The following is a 24,629-nucleotide window of genomic DNA, read 5'->3' on the forward strand; positions in this document are numbered from 1 at the left end:
GTGGCGGGCAAGAACGGGCTCTTCCGCATCCCACCTGTTGTCTACGTGAAGATTGTGGCGATCGGCCTGGCCCAGGTGGTCACACTGGTGTCCTTTGTTTTGTTGTTACGGTCCATCGTGGACAGCCTGACCCCGGTCACGGTCGGTGCCGCTGCGGACCTGCAGTGGCGCTGGGCGCTGGCTCAAGCCGTAATCCTTAGCGTCGTCGCGTTGCTGCACGGCTGGCTGCGGGCCATCGGGTTCAACGTCGCCGAAACAGCCGGCTACCAGATTGTCAGGGATCTGCGGATGATGATGTACAAACATCTGCAGGGCATGACGCCTCGGCAGTTCCAGGGCAGGGCCCGAGGCGGCCTGCTCCTGAGGTTCCTTGGTGACCTGTCAATGACCAGGATGTGGATCAGCCGCGGGGTACTCAGCGGATTGATCGCCGCCATGGTCCTGGGCGGGACGCTGACGGTCCTCTTCTTCCTGAACTTCTGGATGGCTCTTGCCATCGTCGCGGCAGTGTCCGCGGGCTCCGCTGCATCCTTCGTCGCCGGGCGCCGCATGCGCCAGGCGACACGCGTTATGCGGCGGCGCCGATCCCTCGTCATGAGCAACCTCGACGAGCAAATGAATGCTCAAACTGTGGTGCAGGTTTTTGGGCGCTCCGCGGGGGAATTCGCCCGCCTTTCCCATCAGAACGATGAGCTGACGCGGGCCCTCATCAGAGTTGCCCGTCTCCGCGGCTACCTCCGCGGAGTAGCGACCGCCTTTTCCCTGCTGGCCCTGGGAGCCGTTCTCGCCGCAGGACTGTTTGAAGTCCGACAGGGCACAGCGAGCGTCGGCCTGGTGGTTGGCTTCGTCGTCGTCACACGACAGCTTTCCGGCCCGGTCCGGACCCTCGGACTGACCCACGATTACTGGCACCGTGCTCAAGTATCGGTAGGAAAGATCAAGGAGTACCTTCGCAGTTCGGGCAGGGAACTGGACGCCGACGGCGTCGGGCCCCTGAAGGTCCGTAAAGGATCAATCGAGTTTGTGTCGGTGACGGTCAACGGGTCCCTGCACGATGTGAATCTGAAGATCAGCCCGGGTGAGGTGGTTGCTGTAACGGGCGACGGCGGCAGCGGCAAGTCATCGCTGCTCGGTCTGGTCTCCAGGACGGTAGAGCCTGACGACGGCTGCCTCGTCCTCGACGGACAAGTGCTTGGGAAGACCACGCTTCGATCTGCAGCCAAATGGATCGGAGCTATGGGCCCGGAACTGCCGCTGATGCGCGGCTCGCTTCTGCGGAACCTTACGTACGCCTGCCCCCAGGCGCCCCCGGAGGAAGTCGAGCGCGTGCTTGCCGCATCCGGGCTGGACGAGATGCTCCCGGACCTTCCCTACGGCCTCCAGACCTGGATTACCGAGGGCGGACTCAATTTGTCCCATAGCCAGCGGCAGCGGATAGCAGTTTGCCGGGCGCTCATGGGTAATCCACCGATCCTGCTGCTGGATGAGCCGACCTCTGGATTGGACACGGCAGCAAGGAAAGCTTTCGCGGCGATGTTGGCAAGATTTGACGGGACCGTGCTGCTGGCCACCCAGGACCCCCAGGACATCGCCCTGGCGGACAAGGTTGTGGTTCTGGCGAAAGGCGCCGTAGTGGAAGTTATCTCGCGTGAAGAGTTCCGGGACAGGGCCTGGCTCGAGGCGAACCTCGTAGCGCCGGTGGCCTCGTCCGCCGTCGGCGGGGGTGCTCCGCATGCTGCGGGCGGGGAACGTCACATGCAGGCAGTCAGTCTTGAAAGGGACATGTGATGAAACCAAGAACACGCGACAAAATCCTCATGGTGGTGGCGTTGGCTGTCTCCCTCACCGGGACGGGGGCTTTGGCGGCCAACTACGGGGATAACACGGCCCCGGCCGTCGAGTCCGTGGACCTCTCCGCGGCCCTGGTCACTGATGCACCGTGGTCTGTTCAGTTCCTGGGGGACACCATGGTGGGTGACGGTGCCACTCCGATGCTGGATCCACGCGGCTTTGACGCGGCGCTCGCGGCGGTGGCGCCAATGCTCGATGGAGACTTTGTCATTGCCAACCTGGAAGGACCGATAACGCTCCAGGATCAGGCCTTGAATCCTGCAAAGCAATACTCGTACCGGGCAGAGCCGCAGTCGGCCGGGGCCCTGTCCAAGGCGGGCATCGATGTGCTTGGCCTGGGCAACAACCATTCCATGGATATGGGACTGTCAGGACTTGAGGAGACAAAGACGCTGGTCGGCCGTGAAGGGATGGCCAGTTTCGGCGCAGGGCGCAACCTGGCTGAGGCCGAGCGGCCTCTGATTCTTCGCACTGACATGGGCACGGTCGGCGTCGTCGCCCTTGGGGAAAATTTCGGGAAGGCTTCAAGGGCTGCGGAGACCAACCCCGGCACCGTGGTGCTGAGCCCTGCGACCGTGCAACGCGGGTACGATCTCGCCCGGGCGGCCGGTGCTGACTGGGTTGTCGCGTATGTGCACTGGGGGGACAACTACGAGGAAACAAATGCGGAGCAGCGCTACTGGGCCCAGGTATTAGTGGACGCGGGGTACAACCTGATTGTGGGCACAGGTCCGCACATTGTCGACAAAATCGAATTTATCGGCGACGTCCCGGTTGCCTACAGCCTCGGCAACTTCGTTTTCGGCACGCCCGGACGTTACAAGTCCTTCGGGAAGCCGGGGGTCGGACTGATGCTCAGTGTGGAGATGAGCAAGGATGCTCCTGCCCAACTGGCGATCAAATGCATCGTGACGGACAACATCGAGACCGGCTTCCTCACCCAGCCGTGCTCTCCACCGCAGTTTCAGACCATCATCCCGTTGATCCATCCGGCCCTTCAGATTCAGGGCAACGTAGCCAGAATGCCCTGCCGCTGCTTCGAGAAGCCGAAGTGACCCCGCCGCTCTTCCTGCCACATCGGCACCAGTGGTGGCCCGGGGCCCTGGCGGCCTTGCTCCTTGGATTGCTGACGGTGCTAGCAGTCATCACCCTCCCGGCAGGAGAAAAACCCGCGGATTCAAAGGAATCCCAGCAAGGAGACACCATGTCCGCCACAAGCGGCCCCGACACACCGACGAATGTGATCAAGCCGTCCACAACGGGGGACTTCACCTTTTCCGGGTCGGGGCCGCTTGCCAGCCAGCCCATCCGGGTCTGGTACCAGGCGCCGGATGATCCGTCCTCGGCACAAATTCTGGTGGTCATGACGGGAGCCCAGCGCCATGGGGAAGCCTATCGGGAGGACTGGCTGCCGTTATTGGAGAATCGCAACACGCTGCTGCTGGTGCTGGAATTCCCCAAAGACGATTACCCGGGAGTTTCCTCCTATAACCAGGGCAATATTCTGGACCAGGACGGCAACATCAATCCACCGGAGGCCTGGACTTTCAACATGGTGGAAGCTCTTTTCAAGGCCGTGGTCCGGGATACAAACAGCGATGCCGTCGACTATGCCCTCTTTGGCCACTCAGCAGGAGGCCAGTTTGTGCACCGTTTCATGGAGTTCACCCCGGACAGCCATGTGCGCGTCGCCGTTGCGGCAAACGCTGGCTGGTACACCATGCCGGACCAGGACATCGACTTCCCGTACGGACTGAAAAATTCACCCCTTTCGTCCAAGGCATTGCGGGAGGCATTTGCGCGTCCGCTTGTCATCATGCTGGGCGCCGACGATGTGGATCCCAGGGACAGTCTCTTGCAGCGTGACCGCAATACTGATGCCCAAGGCGACAACAGGCTTAGCCGCGGATTGAACTTCTACCAGGCAGCCAGGGACGCGGCTGGGGACAGTGGGGAATTCAACTGGTCGCTGGTAGTGGTTCCCGGTGCGGCCCACGACCACACGCGAATGGCAGCCGCAGCGGCTGATTTGCTGCTGGGCGCCAATCGTGACCCTTCGTTCGGAATGCCGGTTTATTCACAGTTCGATTTGGCGGTTGACTGATTCAGAGGACCAGGGTTGAGCGAGCGGCCTGAGCGTAGCGGCTGAACACCGGACGCGAGTGCACCGCCGCGTGATGGGTGGCGAGCGATGGCACTAGCGCAAATCCCAGACCGAATATTTGGGGACCAGATGTTCGGGATCGTCGGACGCGATGATCGCCACGCCCGGGTAGGAATCCAGCACGCGTGCCAGTATCCGGCGGCCTTCGGCTCCAAGATCGAAGTCGATGTGATTCAGGAGCAGCAGCGGCGGGTTGCCCAGGGTGGCACGGGCAAGCTGGAGCTTCGCCCGGTCGGACGCCGATAATGGTTCACCGCCTCGCTGCAGGATGGTCCGCTCGCGCCTTGGCAATCCAGCCACCCGGTCTCCCAGCTCAACCCGCGCCAGGGCGGCCTCGGTTTCACCCACGGGTAGGTCCGGACGGCGGTAGCGCACTGCCCGGCCAATGGTCCCGCGCTCTGTCAGCGCTCCCCTGGCTGCATAACCTGCCAGGCGACGGCGCTCCGACCCGGGAACAGAACGCAGTTCCCGACCGGCGACCCAAGTGTTCAGCCCGGACTCTTCACGCAGAGCCAGCAGCATTTCAAAAAAATCCGTCGTTTCGCCGGGGTCGGAAGTCTTAAGGATGATCCGGTCTCCCGGCTTTGCGAGGAGGTCGGGCACGGGCCGTTTCCCGTCCAGATGCAGGCCGGAGATCCTGACCAGGAAGTCTGTCGGGTCCTCCGGCTCCCCATCCGACGGTGCCGCATAGGGATCGTCCGCCTTGGGCTCTTTGAGTTCCGGTCTAGCCGGATCAACCGAACCAGAGGCTATGGCCGGTCCTATCATCCTCTTCGCCGCGTTGAAGGTCTGGCGGTATTCCGCCACCCGCCCAAAATCGTTGACGGGGGAGGCCAGGAGGCCAACAAGGGCCAGCGCGGCCGCTATAGTTCCTCCATTTATTGACAGCCAGGAGCCGGTGGCCGCTACCAATATCACCGTTACCGCCCCACTGACAGTTGCGGCCGCGCGGATGTAGCTACCGACCCTGGCGCGGTCGATAGCAGCAGCGGCCACTTCCCCACCCAGTCGGTAAATCCGCTGGACTTCACGACTTTCCCCGCCTGCAGCCCGGACAGGAACCGCTGCTGCCAAGGTCTCGGCGACCTGCGCTGCCAACCGGCCGCGTTTTCTGCGTAGCGCTTTGGCTTTGTTGAAGGCTGGTCGCGCCAGCAAAGCCAGAGCCACACCGAGAACACACAGCGGAAGCGCCATGGCCAAGGCCAGCGGCGGCGACAGAAACCAGAGCGCAATCGTCGTACCGACGATTAGGGGTATGCCTGCCGTCAACGGTGCTATGCCCATCGAGACCCAGTTCCGCACACTGGAGAGATCATTAGTGAGCCGGGCGATGGTTATCCCCACGGACGGTCCCTTGGGCGTTGCTAGAGCTGCGGTCATCAGACCCCTGCGAAGTTCCTGGATGTAGCTCTGACCCAAGCGTTCCGCCAGGACGCGCTCAATGATGCGCCCGGTTCCAATGCCCCCCGCCATCACCAGCATCCCTGCTATCGCCGCGAAACGAGCCTGATTGTCGGCCGCATTCAGCAGGAAGGCCACCGAGTGAGCGCTGGCGGCGGATAAGGCGGCCATAGCGAGCCCGGTCCCGGCGAGGAGCGCCATCAGCTTCCGCCGTCGACCAACCATCAGCTTCGGCAACGCCGCAATGCTTTCCTGTCGTCGTGTCATGACCCTGTTGAAGCAGCGGTCGGTTCCTCCCCACCGCGCGGTAGCAAACCCACCGCCGCTGAAGGCGTGCACAGTGAGAAGGTGCCCAGCACGGGGACATCGAGAGCTGCCGAGGCCTCGTGAACGGCCAAAGGCGAGGATGTTAGAACGCCGGAGACAGCGGCGACTCGAAGTTCGGCCGCACGGAGAAGCTGCAAGCCGGCAGCAGCGCCCAGGGCGTCCACTGCGGCGAATATCACCCGGTCGACGACGGTCTGGAAGGCGGGGTCGGCAAGCAACAGGCGGGTTTCGCTCTGGTACACACCATCGGCTACCTCTAAGACGATTACGTCCGTCCTCGAATCGGTGAGGGCACCTACCATACCGGTGAATAGGGCCTGGACCCGACGATGGTCCAACTGGAAGGTGGTGGGGACCCCGAAATCAGTGAAGTCCAAGACTTTGACCGCTCCCGCGTCCCCAAACATTCCCGGGTCGTTTCCGGATCCTGTGCCGGTGACCTTGCCCGCGGAGACAACCAGGCCGGCTGCTGACAAACCTTTGATCAGGCAACTCATCACGGTCGTCTTGCCGGAGTTCATCGACGTACCCAGCACTGCCAGGACATGGGGGCGGCGTCGGGGAAGCATCCGTGATGATGCGTCAAAGAGTTTTGTGTCCAGCTGATGCGGAGCCAAGCGGTTGAGATTGAGGATGCCGGAGTCATCGGCCAGCAGGCCGATCGGGGCGATTTCTGTCGCCGCGCGCATCGAAGCATGCTGAGCGATGACCTGGCCAGCTACTCCGCCGGCAGCTATGAGCTGGCACGGGTCCAGAGCGGGAGGTACCTTTGCAAGGAACTGGTCCGGGGCGTAACGATTGCCGTATGCCACCAAAATTTCGTCGTCGATATACAGGGCCTGACGTCGAGATGCGGGGCTTTCGAGCTTTGGGTGCTGGCCAATCCGTACGACTTTGGCCAGTACAACATCTCCGGAGTCAGGTGCCACATCTGTATCCGATAGAAAGAAGCCCTCGCGCGAATTGGCCAAGCGCTGCGCCAGGAAGCGGGTCGTATACGCTTTCTTTGCGTGCATGAGGCGCTCTGGCATCAGTAAGTCCTGGTGGATCGTGCTCCTTTCCTGCCACCGCAAACTGGCCCCCAAAATTTCCGGGCTGACGGTATGCTCCATTTTGAATCTCCCGTGCTGCCAATATCTCAGGCCCTCAGGATGCCGGCGTATCCAACAGAGAACACCGCACTTTTCTCCGGGCGTCTGAGCGGGAGTTTCCATTTAGCCGCGCCGAGACCCGGCGGCTAGCCTGCGTGTAATCACGTCAGGGTAGGGCTCCCGACTGCATTCATTCCTGAATAGTCCCCAGCGCCTACGATGCCTCCTCTAGGGAACGGTCGCCCACGGGGAGGTGTCACTTTTCAAAGAAACTGTTCTATTCGCTTCGAGTTGGGCGTAATTCTTTGGGATGGCCCCTGGAGTTTGTCAGCGGAACTGACACGGTGTCGGGCCAGTGTCGGCAATCCTGCGTCGCGGTCCGGCGTGTCACTCCAAAGAACCGAATCACGTGAGTGAACTCAGGATGGTGACCAACGTACAGCCGTCCAGTGTCGACTTTATTGTACGCCGCCACCGGCCTGTTAACGCCGGCGCGACGGAACCCAGGAAAAGTGCTCACGAAACGTCGTCTGTTGCGAGTGGCCATGAAAACTGCCCAGGGATGGCCACGAAATGCCGCAGTGGTGAGAGTGCGTGCCGGCACTGGTGTTGCCCCTGCGCACGGGTGCCCGGAAGCGCGGATCTTTTCCGCGCAGGGACGAGCGTGCGCGGAGCGTTCGGCCGGCGGATGCCAACGGACAGTGGGCGTAGTCATCGGTGCCGTGGCTGCCCGATTAGAAGTCGTCGGAGGTGAGTTGCTGACTCTCACGACCGTCCTGTCCTGCCGAGCGGACAGAGCTGTCGGCTCACTGACAGCCACTCCGGACTCTTGGTGTGGTTCGTCGGATTCACCCTCATGAAATCGTCTGAAACCCGTTGGCCCGAAGGCAGCCGAGCGGCTCGAGCATCGGCTGAAAAAAATAGCGGCGTCTGGGGAATGTGGTCATTATGGGTTCGCTGGTTTCCCTGTTCGGACGGCGATCCTTTTCTTCGCATGGAGGGTGCCCGACTGCTGGTGGACGCGCCCCTGAACCAGTGGTCGGGTTGACTCATAGACCCGCGTGGGCGCCATGAGCCAAGTCGGGGTGTTGACACCTCCGCCCTGCGGCCATAGTTTCGCCCTATCCCGCCGGGAGGACAGGCCGTGGAACGTATCAACAGCAAGCTGTTCAGCTGGGCGTCGATCCTGGATGACAAGACCCGCGAGCAGGCCCTGGCAACGGCGCAGCTGTCGATCATCTATCCGCACCTGGCGCTGATGCCGGACGCCCACCTGGGCCTGGGCGCCACCGTGGGGTCGGTCATCCCCACGCTGGGCGCCGTCATCCCGGCGGCTGTGGGCGTTGACATCGGCTGCGGCATGATCGCCGTCCGGACGCAGTACGCCGTGAAGGATCTGCCCAGGGACCGCAAACCGCTGCGGGAGGGCATCGAGCACGCCGTTCCGCTCTCCGCCGGCCACTTCAACCACAGGATCAGCGTCACCGCCGCACCCCGGATTGACCAGCTGCGGCGCCTGGCAGCGAAGGCGCGCTTCGACCCCGGCCAGTACGCCGCGAACTGGACGCTGCAGTTGGGGTCGCTGGGCTCGGGCAACCACTTCATCGAGGTGTGCGCGGATGAGACGGATGCCGTGTGGCTGTTCCTGCATTCCGGCTCCCGCGGCGTCGGCAACAAACTCGCCCAGCGGCACATCGGCGAGGCCCGCAGCCAACTCCGCAGCCGGCACGTCGCCCTGCCGAACCCGGACCTGGCCTACCTCGAGGAAGGCACGCCCGAATTCGACCGGTACATCAGGGAACTGCGCTGGGCCCAGCACTTCGCCCTGCTGAACCGCGAGGAGATGATGGACCGGGTTCTCCAGCAGTTTGAATCCTGGACCGGCGGCTCCGTGCGGGAGGCCGAACGGATCAACTGCCACCACAACTTCACCGCCAAGGAATGGCATTACGGCAAGTCCGTCTGGGTCTCGCGGAAGGGTGCGATCCGGGCCGAGGTGGGGGACCCCGGACTGATTCCCGGTTCCATGGGCACCGCGTCGTACGTTGTGGTCGGGCTGGGAAACCGCGAGTCGCTGAACTCCTCCCCGCACGGCGCCGGGCGGGAATACTCCCGGCACGCGGCGCAGAAGGCCTTCACCCTGACCCAGCTGAAGGCCGCCATGCACGGCATCGAATTCCGTCCCAGCAAGGCCTTCATCGACGAGATCCCGGCGGCGTACAAACCCATTGACACCGTGATGCGCGACTCCGCGGACCTTGTCAAGATACGGCACAAGCTCCGGCAGCTCGTCAACGTTAAAGGCGACTAAACCGCAATAAGTCCGCTGGGCTCCCCGGATGGCGGGCCCGCATGTGACGCTGCATGAACCCGCGTGACCCCGGGTTTCCGGACCGTTGAACCGTGTTCCGCACAGTCCCTAGGGTGAAGCCATGACAACCACGGAACTGCTCTCCCAGAGCCCCGCCGGCCGGGTACCCCGGGGGCGATGTCGCCGGCGCTGACCACCCGCCCCGGCCACTCCCGCACCCCCAGGAACAGGACTTCCCGCATGTCATCGCCCTCGAACACCCCCACCCCCGGCGCCACCCCCCGCCCCGCCCCCGGATCGACCCCCGGCACCACACGGATCGTCGCCGGCGAATCCGCCAAGCCCAAGCGCAGGCGCACGCTGGAGATCAGCCTCGCCGTCGGCCTCGTGCTGCTGATCGGCGCCGGCGCCGCCGTCGCGTCGTCGCTGAACCGCACCAGCGAAGCCGCCGCCGCTGCGCCGGTCGCCGCCGGCACCCCCGCTGCCGAACTCAAACTCGGCTACTTCGGCAACATCAGCCACGCACCGGCCCTCATCGGCACCAGCCAGGGCCTGATCGCCAAGAGCCTCGGCGAGACCAAGCTCAGCACCCAGGTCTTCAACGCCGGCCCCGCCGCGATCGAAGCCCTCAACGCCGGCGCCCTCGACGCCACCTACATCGGCCCCAACCCGGCCATTAACTCCTACGTCAAGAGCCAGGGCGAATCGATCAGCGTCATCGCCGGCGCCGCGGCCGGCGGCGCGCAGCTGGTGGTCAAACCGGAGATCACCTCGGCCGCGGACCTGGCGGGCAAGAAGCTTGCGACCCCGCAGCTTGGCGGCACCCAGGACGTCGCCCTCCGCGCCTGGCTCGGCAAGCAGGGCTACAAGACCAACACCGACGGCAGCGGCGACGTCGCCATCAACCCCACCGAAAACGCCCAGACCCTGAAACTGTTCCAGGATGGAAAGCTCGACGGCGCGTGGCTCCCGGAGCCCTGGGCTTCCCGCCTGGTGCTCCAGGCCGGCGCGAAGGTCCTGGTCGACGAGAAGGACCTGTGGGAGCAGGGCGAGTTCGTCACCACCGTCCTGATCGTGAACAAGAATTTCGCGGCGGCGCACCCCGAGTCGGTCAAGGCGCTGCTGAAGGGCCACGTGGCCTCCGTGGACTGGCTCAACGTGGCCCCCGCGGCGGAGAAGTCCACGGTCCTGAACGCCGCGCTCAAGGACTCCGCCGGTGCCGCCCTGCCCGCCGACGTGATTGACCGTTCGCTCAGGAACATCGTCTTCACCGTCGACCCGCTCGCCGGGACGTACCAGAGGCTGCTCCAGGACGGGGTCGACGCCGGCACCACCAAACAGGCCGACATCACCGGCATCTTCGACCTCACGGCCCTCAACAGCGTCCTCGGCGAGGGCACCGCGGACACGAAGATCTCAGCGCAGGGACTGGGCATGGACTAGCGGGTCCTTCCCACCCGCCACCAGAAGCCGGCCACCAGCAGCCCGCCAACAGCAGCCCCCACCAGAAGCCCGCCAACAGAAGTAAGGACGTGACCATGCCAGTCGTACTGGAAAACCTTGGCAAGCGCTTCGGCGACGGCGCCCCGGTGCTGGACGACGTCAACGCCACCATCGGGCAGGGCGAGTTCGTCGCCCTGCTCGGTGCGTCCGGCTGCGGCAAGTCAACCCTGCTGAACATCATGGCGGGACTGGAGGCACCGACGTCGGGCGCCCTGGAGGTGCCGAGCGACGGCGCCGCGTTCATGTTCCAGGATGCGGCACTGTTTCCCTGGCTGACTGCGCGGGAGAACATCGAGCTGGCCCTGAAGCTGCGCGGGTTAGGCAAGGCCGAGCGCCGGGTCAAGGCCGGGGAGCTGCTGGACCTCGTGCACCTGGGCGGTGCGGGGGACAAGCGGCCGCACGAACTCTCCGGCGGGATGCGCCAGCGCGTGGCCCTGGCCCGTTCGCTCGCCCAGGACCGGCAGCTGCTGCTGATGGACGAGCCGTTCGCCGCCCTGGACGCGATCACCCGCGACCTGCTGCACGATGAGCTGGAGCGGATCTGGAAGGAAACCGGACGCACCATCGTTTTTGTCACCCACAACGTCCGTGAGGCTGTCCGGCTGGGCCAGCGCGTGCTGCTGCTCTCCTCCCGGCCCGGGCGCGTGGTGCGGGAGTGGCACGTCAGCGAAGAGCACCGCACCGACGCCGGACTGGCTGGCCAGCTCACCGGCGAAATCACCGCCCGGCTTCGCGAGGAGATCCGCCGCCATGCCAAATAAACCAACGTCCCTGGCGGAGCCCGCCGAGACCCGCCACATCACCGCGGCCCTGACTAGGTCCTCCACCGGCCCGGCCGACCTGCGCGAGCTCGAGGCGGGGCTGGATTCGCTGCAGTCCGACGCCGTGCGCAAGGTCCGCGTCGACTGGAGCCGGGTCCTGCTGCCGGTGGCCGCGCTGGCGGTGCTCGTTATTGTCTGGCAGCTCTATGTGTCCCTGGGCTTCAAACGGCAGGACCTGGTGCCCGGACCGCTGGATGTGCTGGGCCAGCTGGGAACCCTGTGGGCGGACGGGAAGCTGCAGGAAGCGGTGTGGACCTCGCTGCAGCGCGGGCTCGTCGGTTTCCTGATCAGTGTGGCGGTCGCGACCCCGGTCGGGCTGCTGCTCGCCCAGGTTGCGCCGCTGCGCCGCGCGTTCGGCCCGCTGATCTCCGGGTTGCAGGTGCTGCCGTCCGTGGCGTGGGTGCCGGCGGCGATCATCTGGTTCGGCCTGACCGACGCCACCGTGTACTTCGTGGTGTTCATGGGTGCCATCCCCTCGATCATCAACGGGCTGATCTCCGGCGTGGACCAGATCCCGCCGCAGTACCGCAGTGTCGGGAAAGTCCTGGGCGCCTCCCGGATGCAGCTGGCCCTGCAGATCATCCTGCCCGCCGCGCTGCCGGGTTACCTGGGCGGACTCAAGCAGGGCTGGGCTTTCTCCTGGCGCTCGCTGATGGCCGCGGAAATCATCGCGGTCGGCGGCACCATCGGCTTCGGCCTCGGCTCGCTCCTGGACCAGGGCCGGGTGCTGTCCGACATGACCACCGTGATGGCCGCGATCCTGCTGATCCTCGCCGTCGGCATCCTGATCGAACTGCTGTTCTTCGCCCCGATCGAAAAGCGCCTGCTCCGCCGTCGTGGCCTCCTCGCAGGCAGCACCCGCTAACCACCCACCCCCACCAAGCAACGCGGGGTCACCTTCGGCCCATTAATCCCCGGTTTATGGGCCGTGAGTAACCCCGCGTTGCTGTTGTGTGCGCTGATGGGCGGCCCGCAGCCACGCTTCGGCCGGCGCGGCCGATCCAGCCCAGTTCGGAGGCGACAGCCTGCGTGACGCGGTGTCTGGCAGACTGACGGGATGACCGTGAGCTTCGTCTGCCGCACCGAATCCGTTCTGCCGAGGGAGCAGCTGTTCGACCGGGCGCGCAGCATCGACGCGCACTTGGCGACGATGGCCGCCTCGGGAGAGCGTGCCGTGGCCGGGGTAACCGAAGGACTCATCAGCGCCGGCGAGGAAGTGACGTGGCGGGCCCGGCACTTCGGCGTCCACCTGACCATGACCAGCCGCGTGAGCTGTCTCGACTACCCGGCCTCCTTTGTGGACGAGCAACTGAAGGGCCCCTTTAAGGCATTCCGCCACGTCCACGAGTTCGCGGCAAACGATGCCGGCTCGGTCATGACGGACCGGGTCGAATTCACGGCACCTTTTGGACCTGTGGGCTGGATCGTCGAGCGGGTCGTCCTGCGCCGCTATCTGGAACGGCTCATTGCCGGGCGCGGGGCCCTCCTCGCGGTGCCTTGCCCGGACCCCGGGACCGGCCTACACTCGCGGCTATAGGCCGGGTTCCGGCCGATCCCGCCCAATTCTGAGGAGACAGCCGTGGCGCCAAAATATGGAGTGCTGGCACTGGTCGAAGCCAAACCGGGGAAGGCACAGGACGTCTGGGACTTCCTCAACGGCGGCCGGGAGATCGTTCTGACGGAGCCCGGCACCCGGACCTGGTACGCCTTCCGGGTCAACGAGAACACCTTCGGCATCTTCGACACCTTCGACACCGAGGAGGACCGGCAGGCCCACCTCAACGGCGCCATCCCCGCCGCCCTCGGCCAGCACGGGCCCGAGCTGCTGGCCAAGGACCCCGACATCAAACTGATTGAGCTCATCGCGGTGAAATAGGCGCCGGGCCGCCCGGCCGCCTGCCACCTCGCCTGCCGTCCGGGGGCACATTGACGCGGAGACCCCGTCATTTGGGCCGGAAGTGGCGGTTTCGGCCGTCAAAGTGCCCCCGGACGGCGGCAGAGTGCGCGTCAAACCCAGCCACCTCCCGGGCCGCAGCCTGAGCGCAGGGTGCGCGTCAAACCGGGCCACCTCCCGGGCCGCAGCCTGAAGGCGAACAACTGTGTGACGTGGCGTTACCCCGCGTGAACGGGTGTTTCCGCACCGTTGTTCCGGCCCATGACGCCGCCCTATCGTCGATGCATGGCAATTCAGGACATTTATCCCACGGCGCTGCGCCTCCTCGGCCGCCCCGTGCTGGTCGTCGGCGGCGGCCCGGTCGCCGCACGCCGCGCCAAGGGACTGCTCGACGCCGGCGCCCGGGTCACCGTCGTCGCGCCCCTGGCCTGCCCGGCACTGGCCGGCCTCGCCGACGCCGGGCTGCTCGCCTGGGAGCCCCGCACGTACCGCACGGCCGACGTCGACGGCGTCTGGTTCGTCCAGACCGCGACCGGCGATGCCGCCGTGGACGCGCAGGTATCGGCCGACGCCGAGGCGCAGCGCATCTGGTGCGTCAACGCGTCCGACCACGAAGCCTCCGCCGCCTGGACGCCCGCCGTCGCCGTCGTCGATGACGTCAAGATCGCCGTGAACGCCGGGGGAGACCCGCGCCGCGCCATGGCCCTGCGGGACGCCGTCGCCACCGCCCTGGAAACCGGGGACCTGCCGCTGCGCCGGCACCGCGTTTCCGGCGCCGGTGCAACCGCAACCCCCGGCACCGTCGCGCTCGTTGGCGGCGGCCCCGGGGACTCCGGGCTCATCACCGTCCGCGGCCGGCGGCTGCTGGGCCAGGCCGACGTCGTCGTCGCGGACCGCCTGGGCCCGCGCGAACTCCTCAACGAACTGGCCCCCGATGTGCGCGTGATCGAGGTCGGCAAAACCCCCGGCCACCACCCCGTCCCGCAGGCGGAGATCAACCGGATCCTCGTCGACGAGGCCCTGCAGGGACACCGCGTGGTCCGGCTCAAGGGCGGTGACCCGTACGTCCTGGGCCGCGGCGGCGAGGAAGCCGAGTTCTGCCGGCAGCACGGCGTCGAGGTTGAAGTGGTCTCCGGCGTCACCTCCGCCATCTCGGTCCCGGCCGCGGCCGGCATCCCGGTCACCCACCGCGGCCTGGCCAAGGGCTTCAGCGTCGTCACCGGCCACGAAGAGCTCGCCGAAGTCCCGGCCCGGGCCGACCACACCGTGATCCTGCTCATGGGCGTGGGCCAACTGCGCGATTCCGCGGCCTCGCTGGGACGCGCCGGTTTGCCAGCGGGGACGCCGGTTGGCATCGTAGAGAATGGTTATCTGCCGAACCAGCGGGTGACCATCGGAACGCTCGGGACTATCGCGGACCAGGCGGAGGCGGCAGGCGTCGCGAACCCCGCCGTGATCGTGATCGGTGACGTGGTCCGCGTCAGCCCGTTCGCGCCGTCGCACTTCAGGACCGCGGACTACAGCACCACCTCCCCGAATGCGCCCCGCACGCCCCGCACCACCAAGTCCACCAGCACCACCGAGACCCGCGTACTGACCCCCTAAACCCCGTCGATTGCTCCATAACTGCCGTTATCAAGCCCCAAAAGGGCAGTTGTGGAGCAACGGATGCAGAAGAACAAAGGAACACAGCCGTGTCAACGAACACCCCTGTAGGAACTGCTGCCCGCCCGCTGCGCATCGCCGTCGTCGGGTCCGGACCCGCCGGGGTGTACGCCGCGGACATCCTGACCAAGAGCGAGGCCGTCAAGAGCGGCGAACTCACGGTCAACATTGACCTGTTCGACCGCTACCCGGCGCCCTACGGACTGATCCGCTACGGCGTCGCCCCGGACCACCCGCGCATTAAGGGCATCGTCAACGCCCTGCACAAGGTCCTGGACCGCGGGGACATCCGCTTCTTCGGCAACGTCGACTACGGCACGGACCTCTCGCTCGAGGACCTCCGCACCCACTACGACGCCGTCATCTTCGCCACCGGCGCCATCAAGGACGCGGACCTGAACATCCCCGGCATCGAATTCGAGGGCTCCTTCGGCGGCGCCGACTTCGTCTCCTGGTACGACGGCCACCCGGACGTGTCCCGCGAATGGCCCCTGGGCGCCAGGGAAATCGCCGTGATCGGCAACGGCAACGTGGCCCTCGACGTCGCGCGGATGCTCTCCAAGCACGCCGATGACCTCCTGGTCTCCGAAATCCCGGACAACGTCTACGCCGGCTTGAAGTCCTCGCCCGTCACGGACGTGCACGTCTTCGGCCGCCGCGGCCCCGCCCAGGTGAAGTTCACCCCGCTGGAGCTGCGCGAGCTGTCCCACTCCAAGGACGTGGACATCATCCTCTACGCGGAGGACTTCGAGTTCGACGCCGAATCGGACCGGCAGATCCAGAGCAACAACCAGACCAAGACCATGGTCGGCACGCTCACCAACTGGATCGCCGAGCAGCCCGAGGATCTCGCCGAGCTCACTGCCTCCCGCCGCCTGCACCTGCACTTCCTGCACAGCCCGGTTGAGGTGTACGGGGACAATACCGGCGAAGCCGGTGCCCCCGGCCGCGTCGCCGGCATCAAGTTCGAGCGCACCGAACTGGACGGCACGGGCCGTGCCCGCGGCACCGGCGAGGTCGTCGACTACCCGGTCCAGGCCGTCTACCGCGCCATCGGCTACTTCGGCTCCTCGCTGCCCGAGGTCGAGTTCGACCACAGCAAGGGTGTGGTCCCGAACGACGGCGGCCGCGTCCTGGATTCGTCCGGCGCCCACGTCCCGGGCATCTACGCGACCGGCTGGATCAAGCGCGGCCCGGTCGGACTGATCGGGCACACCAAGGGTGATGCCCTGGAGACCGTGACCTACCTGCTCGAGGACCGCGCGAACCTGCCGCTGGCCGCGGCACCCGCCCCGGGCGCCGTCGTCGAGCTGCTGGAGAGCCGCGGCGTGCAGTACACCAGCTGGGAAGGCTGGCTTGCCCTGGACGCGCATGAGCGCGCCCTGGGCGAGAAGGCCAGCGCCGACGCCGGCACGGACGGCATCGTCCGCGAACGCATCAAGGTCGTTCCGCGCGAGGCGATGGTCCAGATTTCCCGCGACGGAGTCGCCGCGGAGGTCTGATCCGCCGCACCACGAGCACCGAGCACCACCCCCAGCACCACAACACAGCAACGCGGGGTCACCTCGCGCCCGTCCCGGAGGGGAATATGGGCGCGATGTGACCCCGCGTTGTTTGGTGGGGTGGTGGAATGTGCGGGTTTGGTCAGTAGGCTTACTGTCATGGATGAGCAGCACATGCCCGCAGCCCCCGGACCCGGAACCACGCGATCCGCAGCCCCCGGACCCGGAACCACGCCATCAGCAGCCCCCGGACCCGGAACCACCCGATGAGGCTCCGGCGCAGCAACGCATCCGGCCGCGGCTACCGCCGGGTCCCGGCCGGAACCGGCTTCAGCTACAAGGACCTGGACGGCTCCACCCTGCCGCCCGGGCCGGTGCGCGAGCGGCTGGAGAGCATCGGCATCCCGCCGGCGTGGACGGATGTCTGGATTGCGCCGTACGACAACGGGCACATCCAGGCCACCGGGCTCGACGCCGTCGGCCGCCGCCAGTACATCTACCACCCGGGCTGGCGCGAAAAGAAGGACCGGCTCAAGTTCGACCGTGCTCTCCAGCTCGCCGAAACCCTGCCCGCCGCGCGCCGGCTCGTCACCATGGACCTGCGCTCCGAAGGCCTCACCCGGGAGCGCGTGCTGGCCGCCGCGTTCAGGATGCTGGACAGCGGTTCGCTGCGGGTCGGCTCCGAGCGCTACACGAATGAGAACGGCAGCCACGGCCTCGCCACCCTGCTCTGCGCCCACATCGGCGTGCGCAAGGACGAGCTGCGGCTCAGCTTCCCCGCCAAGAGCGGCAAGAACTGGGAGTCGCGGATCCACGACGCCGACCTGGCCGGCGTCGTGCGCCAACTCAAGCGCCGCGGCGGCAACGCCCGGCTGCTGGCCTACAGGGACGGCCGGAGCTGGCGACCGGTGTCCAGCGCGGACATCAACGACTACGTCAAGGAGCGCACCGGCCAGGACTTCACGGCCAAGGACTTCCGCACCCTGCGGGGGACGGTGGCCGCGGCCGCGAGCCTGGCCAAGAGCGGCCCGCAGCCCAGAGTGGCCGCCCGGAAGAGGGCGGTGAGCCGGGCCATGCTGGACGCGTCCGATGTCCTCGGCAACACGCCGTCGATCGCCCGGAAGAGCTATGTGGATCCGCGGCTCCTGGACCACTTCTCGGCGGGGGAGACCATCGACCCGAAGCGGGTGGACTCCGCCGAATCCGAGGTCCGCGCCCTGCTGTACCAGGAGGGCGACGTCGTTCCGCTGCGGAAGGCCGCGGGGTAGCTGCCCGGACTGCCTCCGCCGGCCGGCCGGCGTCGGGCTACATCCGGCCGAAGCGTGCCCGGAGCAGCGCGAACAGCCCGTAGGCGATGAAGCCCGCGCCGATCGCCAGGAGCAGGGCGGGGCCAAACGGGTGGTCCTGCAGAGCCTTGAGGCTGCCGTCCAGTCCGGTGGAAGAACCGGGATCGTTGGTTGCAGCCGCGATGACAAACAGCAGGCCAGTCAGGATCAGCGCCACCCCCTTGGCGATGTGGCCGGTGATGCCCAGGCCGCTGATCAGCCGGCCCCGGCGCATCCCCTCAAAATGGCGCAGCTCCGCCTTGAACTTCTTTCCCGCGCCCTTGACGATGAAGTACACGCCGATCCCGCTGACGGTCAGGCCCAGGCCGATCAGCGCCGGCACCCCGAAGGGGCTGCGGACCAGGGCGGTGCTGAAGTCCCGGGTCGAGTCGCCCGAGTCGCCCCGGTTGCCCAGCGCGAAGCCCGCGAAGCTGAGCCCCACGCTGCCGTAGGCGATGCTGAGGAAGCCGGAGGACACAAGCTTCCCGAGCCGCTGCCGCCGCGGCAGGTGCCTGGCCCGCAGCGTCGCCTCGCTCAGCTGCCACAGGGAGAGTCCGACGCAGGCAGTGAACCCCGCCCACATGACCGCCGGACCCCACGGGTTGGCCGCGAGCTGTTCGATCGCACCGGTCGGCTCGGCCTGGCCCGGGGCGCCTAGGACCAGCGCCACCGCAATCGCGCCGATCACGATGTGCAGCAGTGCCATCACGGCGAAGCCGGACCGGGCGACGACGTCGAGCGCCGCGCTGTCCGAGGCGGACTCCGCGGCGTCGGCAGCGCCGCCGGCGGCCGCCCCGAGTGCCTCGCCGAGGGTCTCGCCGCGCGTGGCGCCGCGCGTCGCGCCGGAAGTCTCACCGGACGTAGCGCCGCGCGTCGCGCCGGAAGTCTCACCGCGCGTGGCGCCGGCGGCCTCCCCAGGGGCTCCGCCGAGGGTTTCGCCGGATGCTGGCTGGCCGTGTGGCCCCGGTGATTGCATGCCGTCGAGTCTACGCAGGGGAGGGCGCGTCCCCGGAACTACCAAGTTTTTCCTAAGTGTGCTTACCATAGCTCGGACGTGGCCTTTCGTGGGCGACGACTGTTCCGGTTTCGAACTCAGACGATAGGAAGCTCAACATGGCAGGAAATCTTGTTGCCCGATCCATCCACGACCTGACGGCGGGTGCCTGGTTCGGCGGTTCGCTGATGGGCGCCATCGGCCTGAACGGCGCGACGGCGGAAGCCAAGGATCCGGCCGAACGCACCCGGCTCTCGAGCCTGGGCTGGAAGAAGTGGGCCCCGGTCCAGACCGCGGCCTTCGGCGCGCACCTCATCTCCGGCCTCGCCATCATGTGGGAGAACAGGGGCCGGATGGCCAAGCAGGACGGCGTCACGCGCCTCAGCGTCATCAAGTCCATCGTCACCCTCGCCGGCGCCGGCGTGAGCCTGTACGCCGGGCTCCAGGGCGCCAAGGTGGACGAGCTGGCCGGCGAAGGCGCCAAGGGCGCCACCGAGCCCAAGCCCGGCGCCTCCGAGGAGCTCCGCTCCGCCCAGCAGCAGCTGAAGGTCCTGCAGTGGGCCATCCCGGTCTTCGCCGGCACCGTGATCGTCCTCGGCGCCAAGCACGGCGAAATGCAGCGTCCCAAGAACGTCTTCGCAGGCCTCGCCCGCTAATCGCGCACGCGGCCGCACCCGCTGACCGCGGGACCCGGCCGCTGACCGCTGGTTAGCTGCAGGTCAGCCGCAACACGAAGGCCCCGCACCGGGATTCCGGTGCGGGGTCTTTTCGTTCGCGGGGCGCCGCGGGGCTGCTACTGCTGGATCCACTCCGCGCAGGAGTTCAGGTTCCGGTGCACGCTCTCGACGGCGGCCGTTTCGTCGTGCGCGGCGATGGCGTCCACGAGTTCGTCGTGACCTTCATGCGGGAGGCCGTTGAAGCCGGCACGGCCCTGCTGCCGGAGGAGGTCGGCGTGGAAGACGACGCCGAAGCTGACGTACAGCTCGTGCAGCAGCGGATTGCCCGAGGCCTGCGCCACAAGGACATGGAACTCCCAGTCCGCCCGGGCCCAGCCGGCGTAGTCCTCGGCGAGCCAGGCAACCCGACGGGCCTCCAGCAGTCCGCGCATCGCCTCGACGTCGTCGGCGGTGGCGTGACGGGCCGCGAGCCGGGCGGCCTGGGTGTCCAGGCCGACCCGGACCTCCAGGATGTGGACCTGCGAGTGGTCCCGGTACATGCGCTGGGCGGCGCCGGAGATCTCGCTCGTGGCGCGGACGTAGGTGCCGTCCCCGCGCCGGACCTCGAGCATGCCGCTGTGGGCGAGGGCCTTGATGGCCTCGCGCAGCGTGCCACGCGAGACGCCGAGGACGGCCATCAGCTCAGGTTCGGCCGGGATCCGCTGCTGCAGCGGCCATTCGCCCGAATGGATCAGCTCCCGCAGCTTGGCGGTGATTTCCTCCACCAGCGGCGGCCGGTGCGATGTTGTGAGGGTCATGACTGTCCCTCCCGGGCGGAGACCAGGGTGGACGCCCCGGCGGGCTGCGGTTCCGCAGGCTGCGTCTCCGCGGGCGCGGGCTTCGCCGGCTGCGGACCCGCAGGCAGCGGCTCCGGTGGCCGGGGCACCTTGGGCGCGGCGGTCAGCAGGTGCCCGACGGCGATCTGGCCCAGGGCGACGGCCAGCAGCAGGAGCAGCGGCAGCGTCCAGGACCCGGTGGCGCTGTGCAGCAGCCCCATGCCGAAGGGGCCCAGTGTCGCCAGCAGGTAGCCCGCGGACTGCGCCACCGTGGACAGTGCGGTGGTTTCGGCGGTGGTGCGGCCGCTGCGGCTGATCATCACCATCACCAGCGGGAAGATCCCCAGCCCGAAGCCGAGCAGCACCGCGGTCAGCGGCGCCCAGGAGAGCGGCAGGACGAGCATGGACAGGACCCCGACGGCCATGGTGACCGTGGCTAGGTAGAAGGCGGTGCGCCGCATCCGGGGGCGTGAGCCGATCGCGACCAGCACCATGCCGGCCGGGACGGAGACCAGCTGCATCAGGCCGAACATCAGCCCGCCCTCCGCGGCGGTCATGCCCAGGGTGACCAGCATGTAGGGGAACCAGCTCAGCACGGCGTAGGCCAGCAGGGCCTGGACCGTGAAGCCGAGTGTGATCAGCAGGCCAGTGCGGGTCCGCAGCAGGGGCCAGGGGGACACCCGGCCGGCCTTGACGGCCGGCGCGTTGCGGTGCGCGTGCAGCGCGATCGGCAGGAAGCCGAGGCAGGCACCGAGCGCCAGGAACCCGATGGCCCCGACGCCGGCGGAGGGCGAGCCGAGCTGCTGCGCCACGGGCACGATCAGCACGGCCACCACGGTTGCGCCCGTCGTCATGGTCACGGTATACAGCGCCGTCATCAGCGACGTCCGGTGCGCGAAATGGACCCGAATGAAGGACGGCATGGCCACGTTGCAGATCGCCAGCCCGGACATCCCGACGACGGTGCCCGCCATCAGCATGCCGGTGGACGGAATCCCGCGCACCAGCAGCCCGGCCGCGAGCAGCACGAGGGAGAGCAGGATCGCCTTCTCGAGCCCCAGGACGCGGGTGAGCCACGACGTCGCGGCGCCGGCCACGGCGAAGCACAGCGTCGGGATCGAGGGGATGATGGCGGCAATCAGCGGCCCGTAGCCCAGGACCGCCTGCAGGTCATGCAGCAACGCGGCGGCGCCGGTGATCCCGGCGCGCAGGTTGAGCCCGATCAGCACAATCGCGACGACGCCCGCGACGACCACCCCGCGCGGTGCGCGCACGACGGCGGGAGGTGCCACGACGCTGGGAGGTGCTGTGACGGCGGGAGGTGCTGTCTGGGGAAGGGCGGACGTCGCCGTGCTGCTAGCCATACCTAAAGGTTAGACGTTTGATGTTTGGGGTCTAGCCTTTAGTGGCGAATATCTCGGCATATGACGCCCCCTTCCGCCCCGACCCCTCTCCACCAAGCAACGCGGGGTCACATCGCGCCCAAGCGGAGGCCCGGGACGGACGCGATGTGACCCCGCGTTGCTGTGGAGAAGGGGTTAGCGGGCGTGCCGGGCCCGCAGGATGAGCTTGAACAGCTCGCCCAGGACCAGCAGCAGCACCGCCGGAATCAGGCAGGCCAGCCACTGCTCGCCGGTCAGCGCCACGGTGCCGAACAGATCCTGCAGCACCCGCATCTGGGTGATCAGCATCGAGCCGACGAAGGCCCACGCGAACGCCCAGAGCAGCTTCGGGTTGGACAGGGTGGAGGGCCCGAAGGCGCTCTCGGTCGGGTAACGCAGGTTAAGGGCGACGGCGATGTTCATCAGCCCCAGGCCCACGATGGCCATGCTCTGGCCGATCTCGAGGGAGCCGTAGGAGGTCTTGCCGATTTCCACGAGGACCAGCGTCGCGGCCGCCATGAACAGCCCGACGACGAACAGCCGCACCATCATCGACCGGACGATGATCGGCTCGTTGAAGGGCCGGGGCTTGCGGTCCATGATGCCCGGCGTCGCGAGGTCCAGGCCCATCACGGCGCCGATCGGCGCGACGATCGCCATGTGGATCCACAGCACCTGGGCCGGACTGAGCAGCGCCGTGCCGGCGATCGCGAAGGCCGAGGACCCGATGAACGCGAGGATGAACATAAACAGGTTGGCGACCTGGATCCGGATGAACTTCTGCAGGTTGTCGTACACCAGCCGGCCCTGTTCGACGGCGGTCACGATGGTGGCGAAGTTGTCGTCCGCCAGGATCATCTTGGCCGCGCCCTTGGCGACGTCGGTGCCCGTGATGCCCATCGCGATCCCGATGTCGGCCGCGGCGATGGCGGGCGCGTCGTTTACGCCGTCGCCGGTCATCGCGACAACGTGGCCCTTGCGTTTGAGCACCTCAACCAGCCGGACCTTGTGCTCGGGGGCCACCCGGGCGATCACGCCGATCCCGTCGACCTGGCTGTCGGCCTCCGTATCGCTCATCGCCGCGAACTCGGCCCCGGTGACCGCCCGGCCCCGGATGCCCAGTTCGTCGGCGATCGCGGCCGCGGTGATGGCGTGGTCGCCGGTGATCATCCGGACCCGGATGCCGGCGTGTTTGGCCTTGGCGATGGCGGCGACGGCCTCGGCCCGCGGCGGGTCCACCTCGCCGATCAGCGCGCAAATCTCCAGGTCCTGCATCAGCGCCATGAGGTCGCCCGAGGGCTGGAACGTCGCCGGGTCGAACTCGCGCTGCGCCAGGGCGAGCACCCGCCGGCCCTGGCTGGCGATCCGCTCGTTAGCGGCGAGCACTTTCGCCCGCATCTCCTCGGTGAGCCGTTCGGCGCGGCCGCCCGGCATCCGCCCGGACGAGGACCGGTTGAGCACGACGTCGGGCGCGCCCTTCACGTAGCCGCGGATCACGGGCCTGCCGTCGGCGCCCGGCATCAGGTGGAAGGTGGCCATGAACTTGTAGTCGGAGTCGAAGGGCACCGACGCGACGCGCGGGTTGTTCCGGCGGAACTCCCGGACGTCCACACCGCCCTTCTGCGCGAGCACGTACAGCGCCGCCTCGGTGGGGTCGCCGATCACTTCGCCGTCCTGGATATCGGAGTCGTTGCACAGCGCGCACGGGAACATCACATAGTCGAGGTTCTGCTCGGCGTCGCCGGTGGTCCGCTGGACCTGCCCGTCAAAGCTGTAGCCCTCACCGCTCACCGTGTAGTGGTGCTGGACGGTCACGAACTCGCGCACCGTCATCTGGTTCAGGGTGAGGGTGCCGGTCTTGTCCGAGTTGATCGCCGACGTCGAGCCCAGGGTCTCGACGGCGGGAAGGACCTTCATGATGGCGTTCTTTTTGGCCATGTTGACGGAGCCCACTGACAGGATCGTGGTGACGACGGCGGGCAGCGCATCCGGGATGGAGCCGACGGCCAGCGCCACGCCGATCCCGAAAAGCACCGCGAAGGAGTCGCCCTGGGCCAGGCCCATCACCACGATGGCGACGAAGGCGAAGAGGGCGGCGATGATGATGAAGATGGTGAGCCGGTCCACCTGCTTGGTGAGCGGGGTCTTCTCCACCTTCTGCCCGGAGAGCATGTGGGCGATGCGGCCGACCTCCGAGCCCATGCCCGTGGTGGTCACGAGGATCTCGCCGTGGCCCCGGGTCACGTTGGTGTTCATGAACGCCATGTTCAGGCGGTCCCCGATGCCGACGTCGTGCCGGCCAATGACGGCGGTGTCCTTCTCGACCGCGACGCTCTCGCCGGTCAGGGCGCCCTCCTCGATCTGGAGGGTCGCCGCCAGGACAACCCGGCCGTCGGCGGGGACCCGGTCGCCGGCGTCGACCACCACAATGTCGCCGGGGACGATTTGCTCGGCGGGGATTTCGGCCATGTCTCCGTCGCGGCGCACCTTGGCCATCGCCTTCATCATCTGCCCCAGGGAAGCGGCGGCTTCTTCAGCCTTGCCTTCCTGGTGGTATCCCAGCCACGCATTGAACAGCGTCAGGATGGCGAGCCCGATCGCCGTCCCGTATTCCGCGATCAGCAGGCTGACCAGGGCGGCGACCACGAGCACGATCTGCATATAGTCCCGGTAGTGCTTGAAGAACCGTTTCCAGACCGGCTCCTGCTTCGCGGCGGCCAGGGCATTGGGACCGTACTCCTGCAGCCGCTCCTGCGCCTCGGCTGCGCTCAATCCGCGGGCCGGGTCCACCCTCAGCTCGGCAGCCACCTCGGCCGGCGCAAGCGTGTACCAGGCGGCGGCGTCCGCCTCGGCAGTGGCCACGTCTGCTGCTGCTCCGGGATTGTCCTTCATGGCTTCCTCCTCAT

At 67.2% G+C, this 24,629-nt stretch carries 19 protein-coding genes; 13 read left to right on the forward strand and 6 right to left on the reverse strand.

Annotation, left to right across the window (positions count from 1 at the left end; all coding sequences use genetic code 11):
- The 3 genes from QK291_RS04475 (at position 1) to QK291_RS04485 (ending at position 3,955) form a co-directional block, all read left to right on the forward strand.
- A complete protein-coding gene (locus tag QK291_RS04475) occupies positions 1-1,788 on the forward strand; it encodes an ABC transporter ATP-binding protein (protein ID WP_282379544.1) in 1,788 nt (595 codons plus the stop codon).
- Positions 1,789-1,817: 29 nt separating this feature from the next.
- A complete protein-coding gene (locus tag QK291_RS04480; RefSeq protein ID WP_282379545.1) occupies positions 1,818-2,906 on the forward strand; it encodes a CapA family protein in 1,089 nt (362 codons plus the stop codon).
- A gap of 149 nt (positions 2,907-3,055) precedes the next feature.
- A complete protein-coding gene (locus QK291_RS04485) occupies positions 3,056-3,955 on the forward strand; it encodes a hypothetical protein (RefSeq protein WP_282379546.1) in 900 nt (299 codons plus the stop codon).
- A 93-nt stretch (positions 3,956-4,048) separates the two neighbouring features.
- Here the strand turns inward: QK291_RS04485 and QK291_RS04490 are convergent, their stop codons facing one another.
- Both QK291_RS04490 and QK291_RS04495 read right to left on the reverse strand, forming a co-directional pair.
- Positions 4,049-5,683 (reverse strand): ABC transporter ATP-binding protein, encoded by a 1,635-nt coding sequence (locus QK291_RS04490; protein WP_282379547.1) that lies wholly within the window; start codon positions 5,681-5,683, stop codon positions 4,049-4,051.
- On the reverse strand, positions 5,680-6,855 hold the full coding sequence (locus tag QK291_RS04495) for a DUF1611 domain-containing protein (protein WP_282379548.1): 1,176 nt from the start codon (positions 6,853-6,855) through the stop codon (positions 5,680-5,682). The genes QK291_RS04490 and QK291_RS04495 overlap by 4 nt, the downstream gene beginning before the upstream one ends.
- Before the next feature lie 1,123 nt (positions 6,856-7,978).
- Between QK291_RS04495 and QK291_RS04500 the strand changes: the two genes are divergently transcribed.
- The 9 genes from QK291_RS04500 to QK291_RS04540 all read left to right on the forward strand — a co-directional run bounded on the left by QK291_RS04500 (position 7,979) and on the right by QK291_RS04540 (position 17,798).
- Positions 7,979-9,145: an RtcB family protein gene (locus QK291_RS04500; RefSeq protein ID WP_282379549.1), complete on the forward strand. Its 1,167-nt coding sequence runs from the start codon at positions 7,979-7,981 to the stop codon at positions 9,143-9,145.
- A gap of 240 nt (positions 9,146-9,385) precedes the next feature.
- Positions 9,386-10,588: an ABC transporter substrate-binding protein gene (locus tag QK291_RS04505; protein WP_282379550.1), complete on the forward strand. Its 1,203-nt coding sequence runs from the start codon at positions 9,386-9,388 to the stop codon at positions 10,586-10,588.
- 95 nt (positions 10,589-10,683) lie between these two features.
- Entirely contained in the window at positions 10,684-11,409 is a 726-nt protein-coding gene (locus QK291_RS04510; protein ID WP_282379551.1) for an ABC transporter ATP-binding protein, read from the forward strand.
- The gene (locus tag QK291_RS04515) at positions 11,399-12,334 is read left to right on the forward strand and encodes an ABC transporter permease (RefSeq protein WP_282379552.1); all 936 of its coding nucleotides are present in this window, start codon (positions 11,399-11,401) and stop codon (positions 12,332-12,334) included. The genes QK291_RS04510 and QK291_RS04515 overlap by 11 nt, the downstream gene beginning before the upstream one ends.
- 192 nt (positions 12,335-12,526) lie before the next feature.
- Positions 12,527-13,006 carry an SRPBCC family protein gene (locus QK291_RS04520; RefSeq protein ID WP_282379553.1) on the forward strand — a complete coding sequence of 160 codons (480 nt, stop codon included), beginning with the start codon at positions 12,527-12,529 and terminating at the stop codon, positions 13,004-13,006.
- A 42-nt stretch (positions 13,007-13,048) separates the two neighbouring features.
- Entirely contained in the window at positions 13,049-13,345 is a 297-nt protein-coding gene (locus QK291_RS04525) for an antibiotic biosynthesis monooxygenase (protein ID WP_282379554.1), read from the forward strand.
- Between the two features lie 303 nt (positions 13,346-13,648).
- Positions 13,649-14,968, forward strand: a complete 1,320-nt coding sequence (cobA, locus tag QK291_RS04530; RefSeq protein ID WP_282379555.1) for a uroporphyrinogen-III C-methyltransferase — start codon at positions 13,649-13,651, stop codon at positions 14,966-14,968.
- Between the two features lie 89 nt (positions 14,969-15,057).
- Positions 15,058-16,530 (forward strand): FAD-dependent oxidoreductase, encoded by a 1,473-nt coding sequence (locus QK291_RS04535; RefSeq protein ID WP_282379556.1) that lies wholly within the window; start codon positions 15,058-15,060, stop codon positions 16,528-16,530.
- 266 nt (positions 16,531-16,796) lie between these two features.
- Entirely contained in the window at positions 16,797-17,798 is a 1,002-nt protein-coding gene (locus QK291_RS04540) for a DNA topoisomerase IB (RefSeq protein WP_282379557.1), read from the forward strand.
- A gap of 37 nt (positions 17,799-17,835) precedes the next feature.
- On the opposite strand, the gene QK291_RS04545 is transcribed toward QK291_RS04540, so the two are convergent.
- Positions 17,836-18,831, reverse strand: a complete 996-nt coding sequence (locus QK291_RS04545; RefSeq protein WP_348994556.1) for a DUF1206 domain-containing protein — start codon at positions 18,829-18,831, stop codon at positions 17,836-17,838.
- 137 nt (positions 18,832-18,968) lie between these two features.
- On the opposite strand from QK291_RS04545, the gene QK291_RS04550 reads away from it, so the two are divergent.
- A complete protein-coding gene (locus QK291_RS04550) occupies positions 18,969-19,505 on the forward strand; it encodes a hypothetical protein (RefSeq protein ID WP_282379558.1) in 537 nt (178 codons plus the stop codon).
- Positions 19,506-19,642: 137 nt separating this feature from the next.
- On the opposite strand, the gene QK291_RS04555 is transcribed toward QK291_RS04550, so the two are convergent.
- The 3 genes from QK291_RS04555 to QK291_RS04565 form a co-directional block, all read right to left on the reverse strand.
- Positions 19,643-20,323, reverse strand: coding sequence for a FadR/GntR family transcriptional regulator (locus QK291_RS04555; RefSeq protein WP_282379559.1), 681 nt, complete (start codon positions 20,321-20,323; stop codon positions 19,643-19,645).
- Positions 20,320-21,705, reverse strand: coding sequence for an MFS transporter (locus QK291_RS04560; protein WP_282379560.1), 1,386 nt, complete (start codon positions 21,703-21,705; stop codon positions 20,320-20,322). Before QK291_RS04560 ends, QK291_RS04555 begins: the two co-directional genes overlap by 4 nt.
- 174 nt (positions 21,706-21,879) lie before the next feature.
- Entirely contained in the window at positions 21,880-24,615 is a 2,736-nt protein-coding gene (locus tag QK291_RS04565) for an HAD-IC family P-type ATPase (RefSeq protein ID WP_282379562.1), read from the reverse strand.
- Positions 24,616-24,629 lie beyond the last annotated feature (14 nt).

This window comes from Arthrobacter sp. AL12, from assembly GCF_029960645.1.
Classification (GTDB): domain Bacteria; phylum Actinomycetota; class Actinomycetes; order Actinomycetales; family Micrococcaceae; genus Arthrobacter.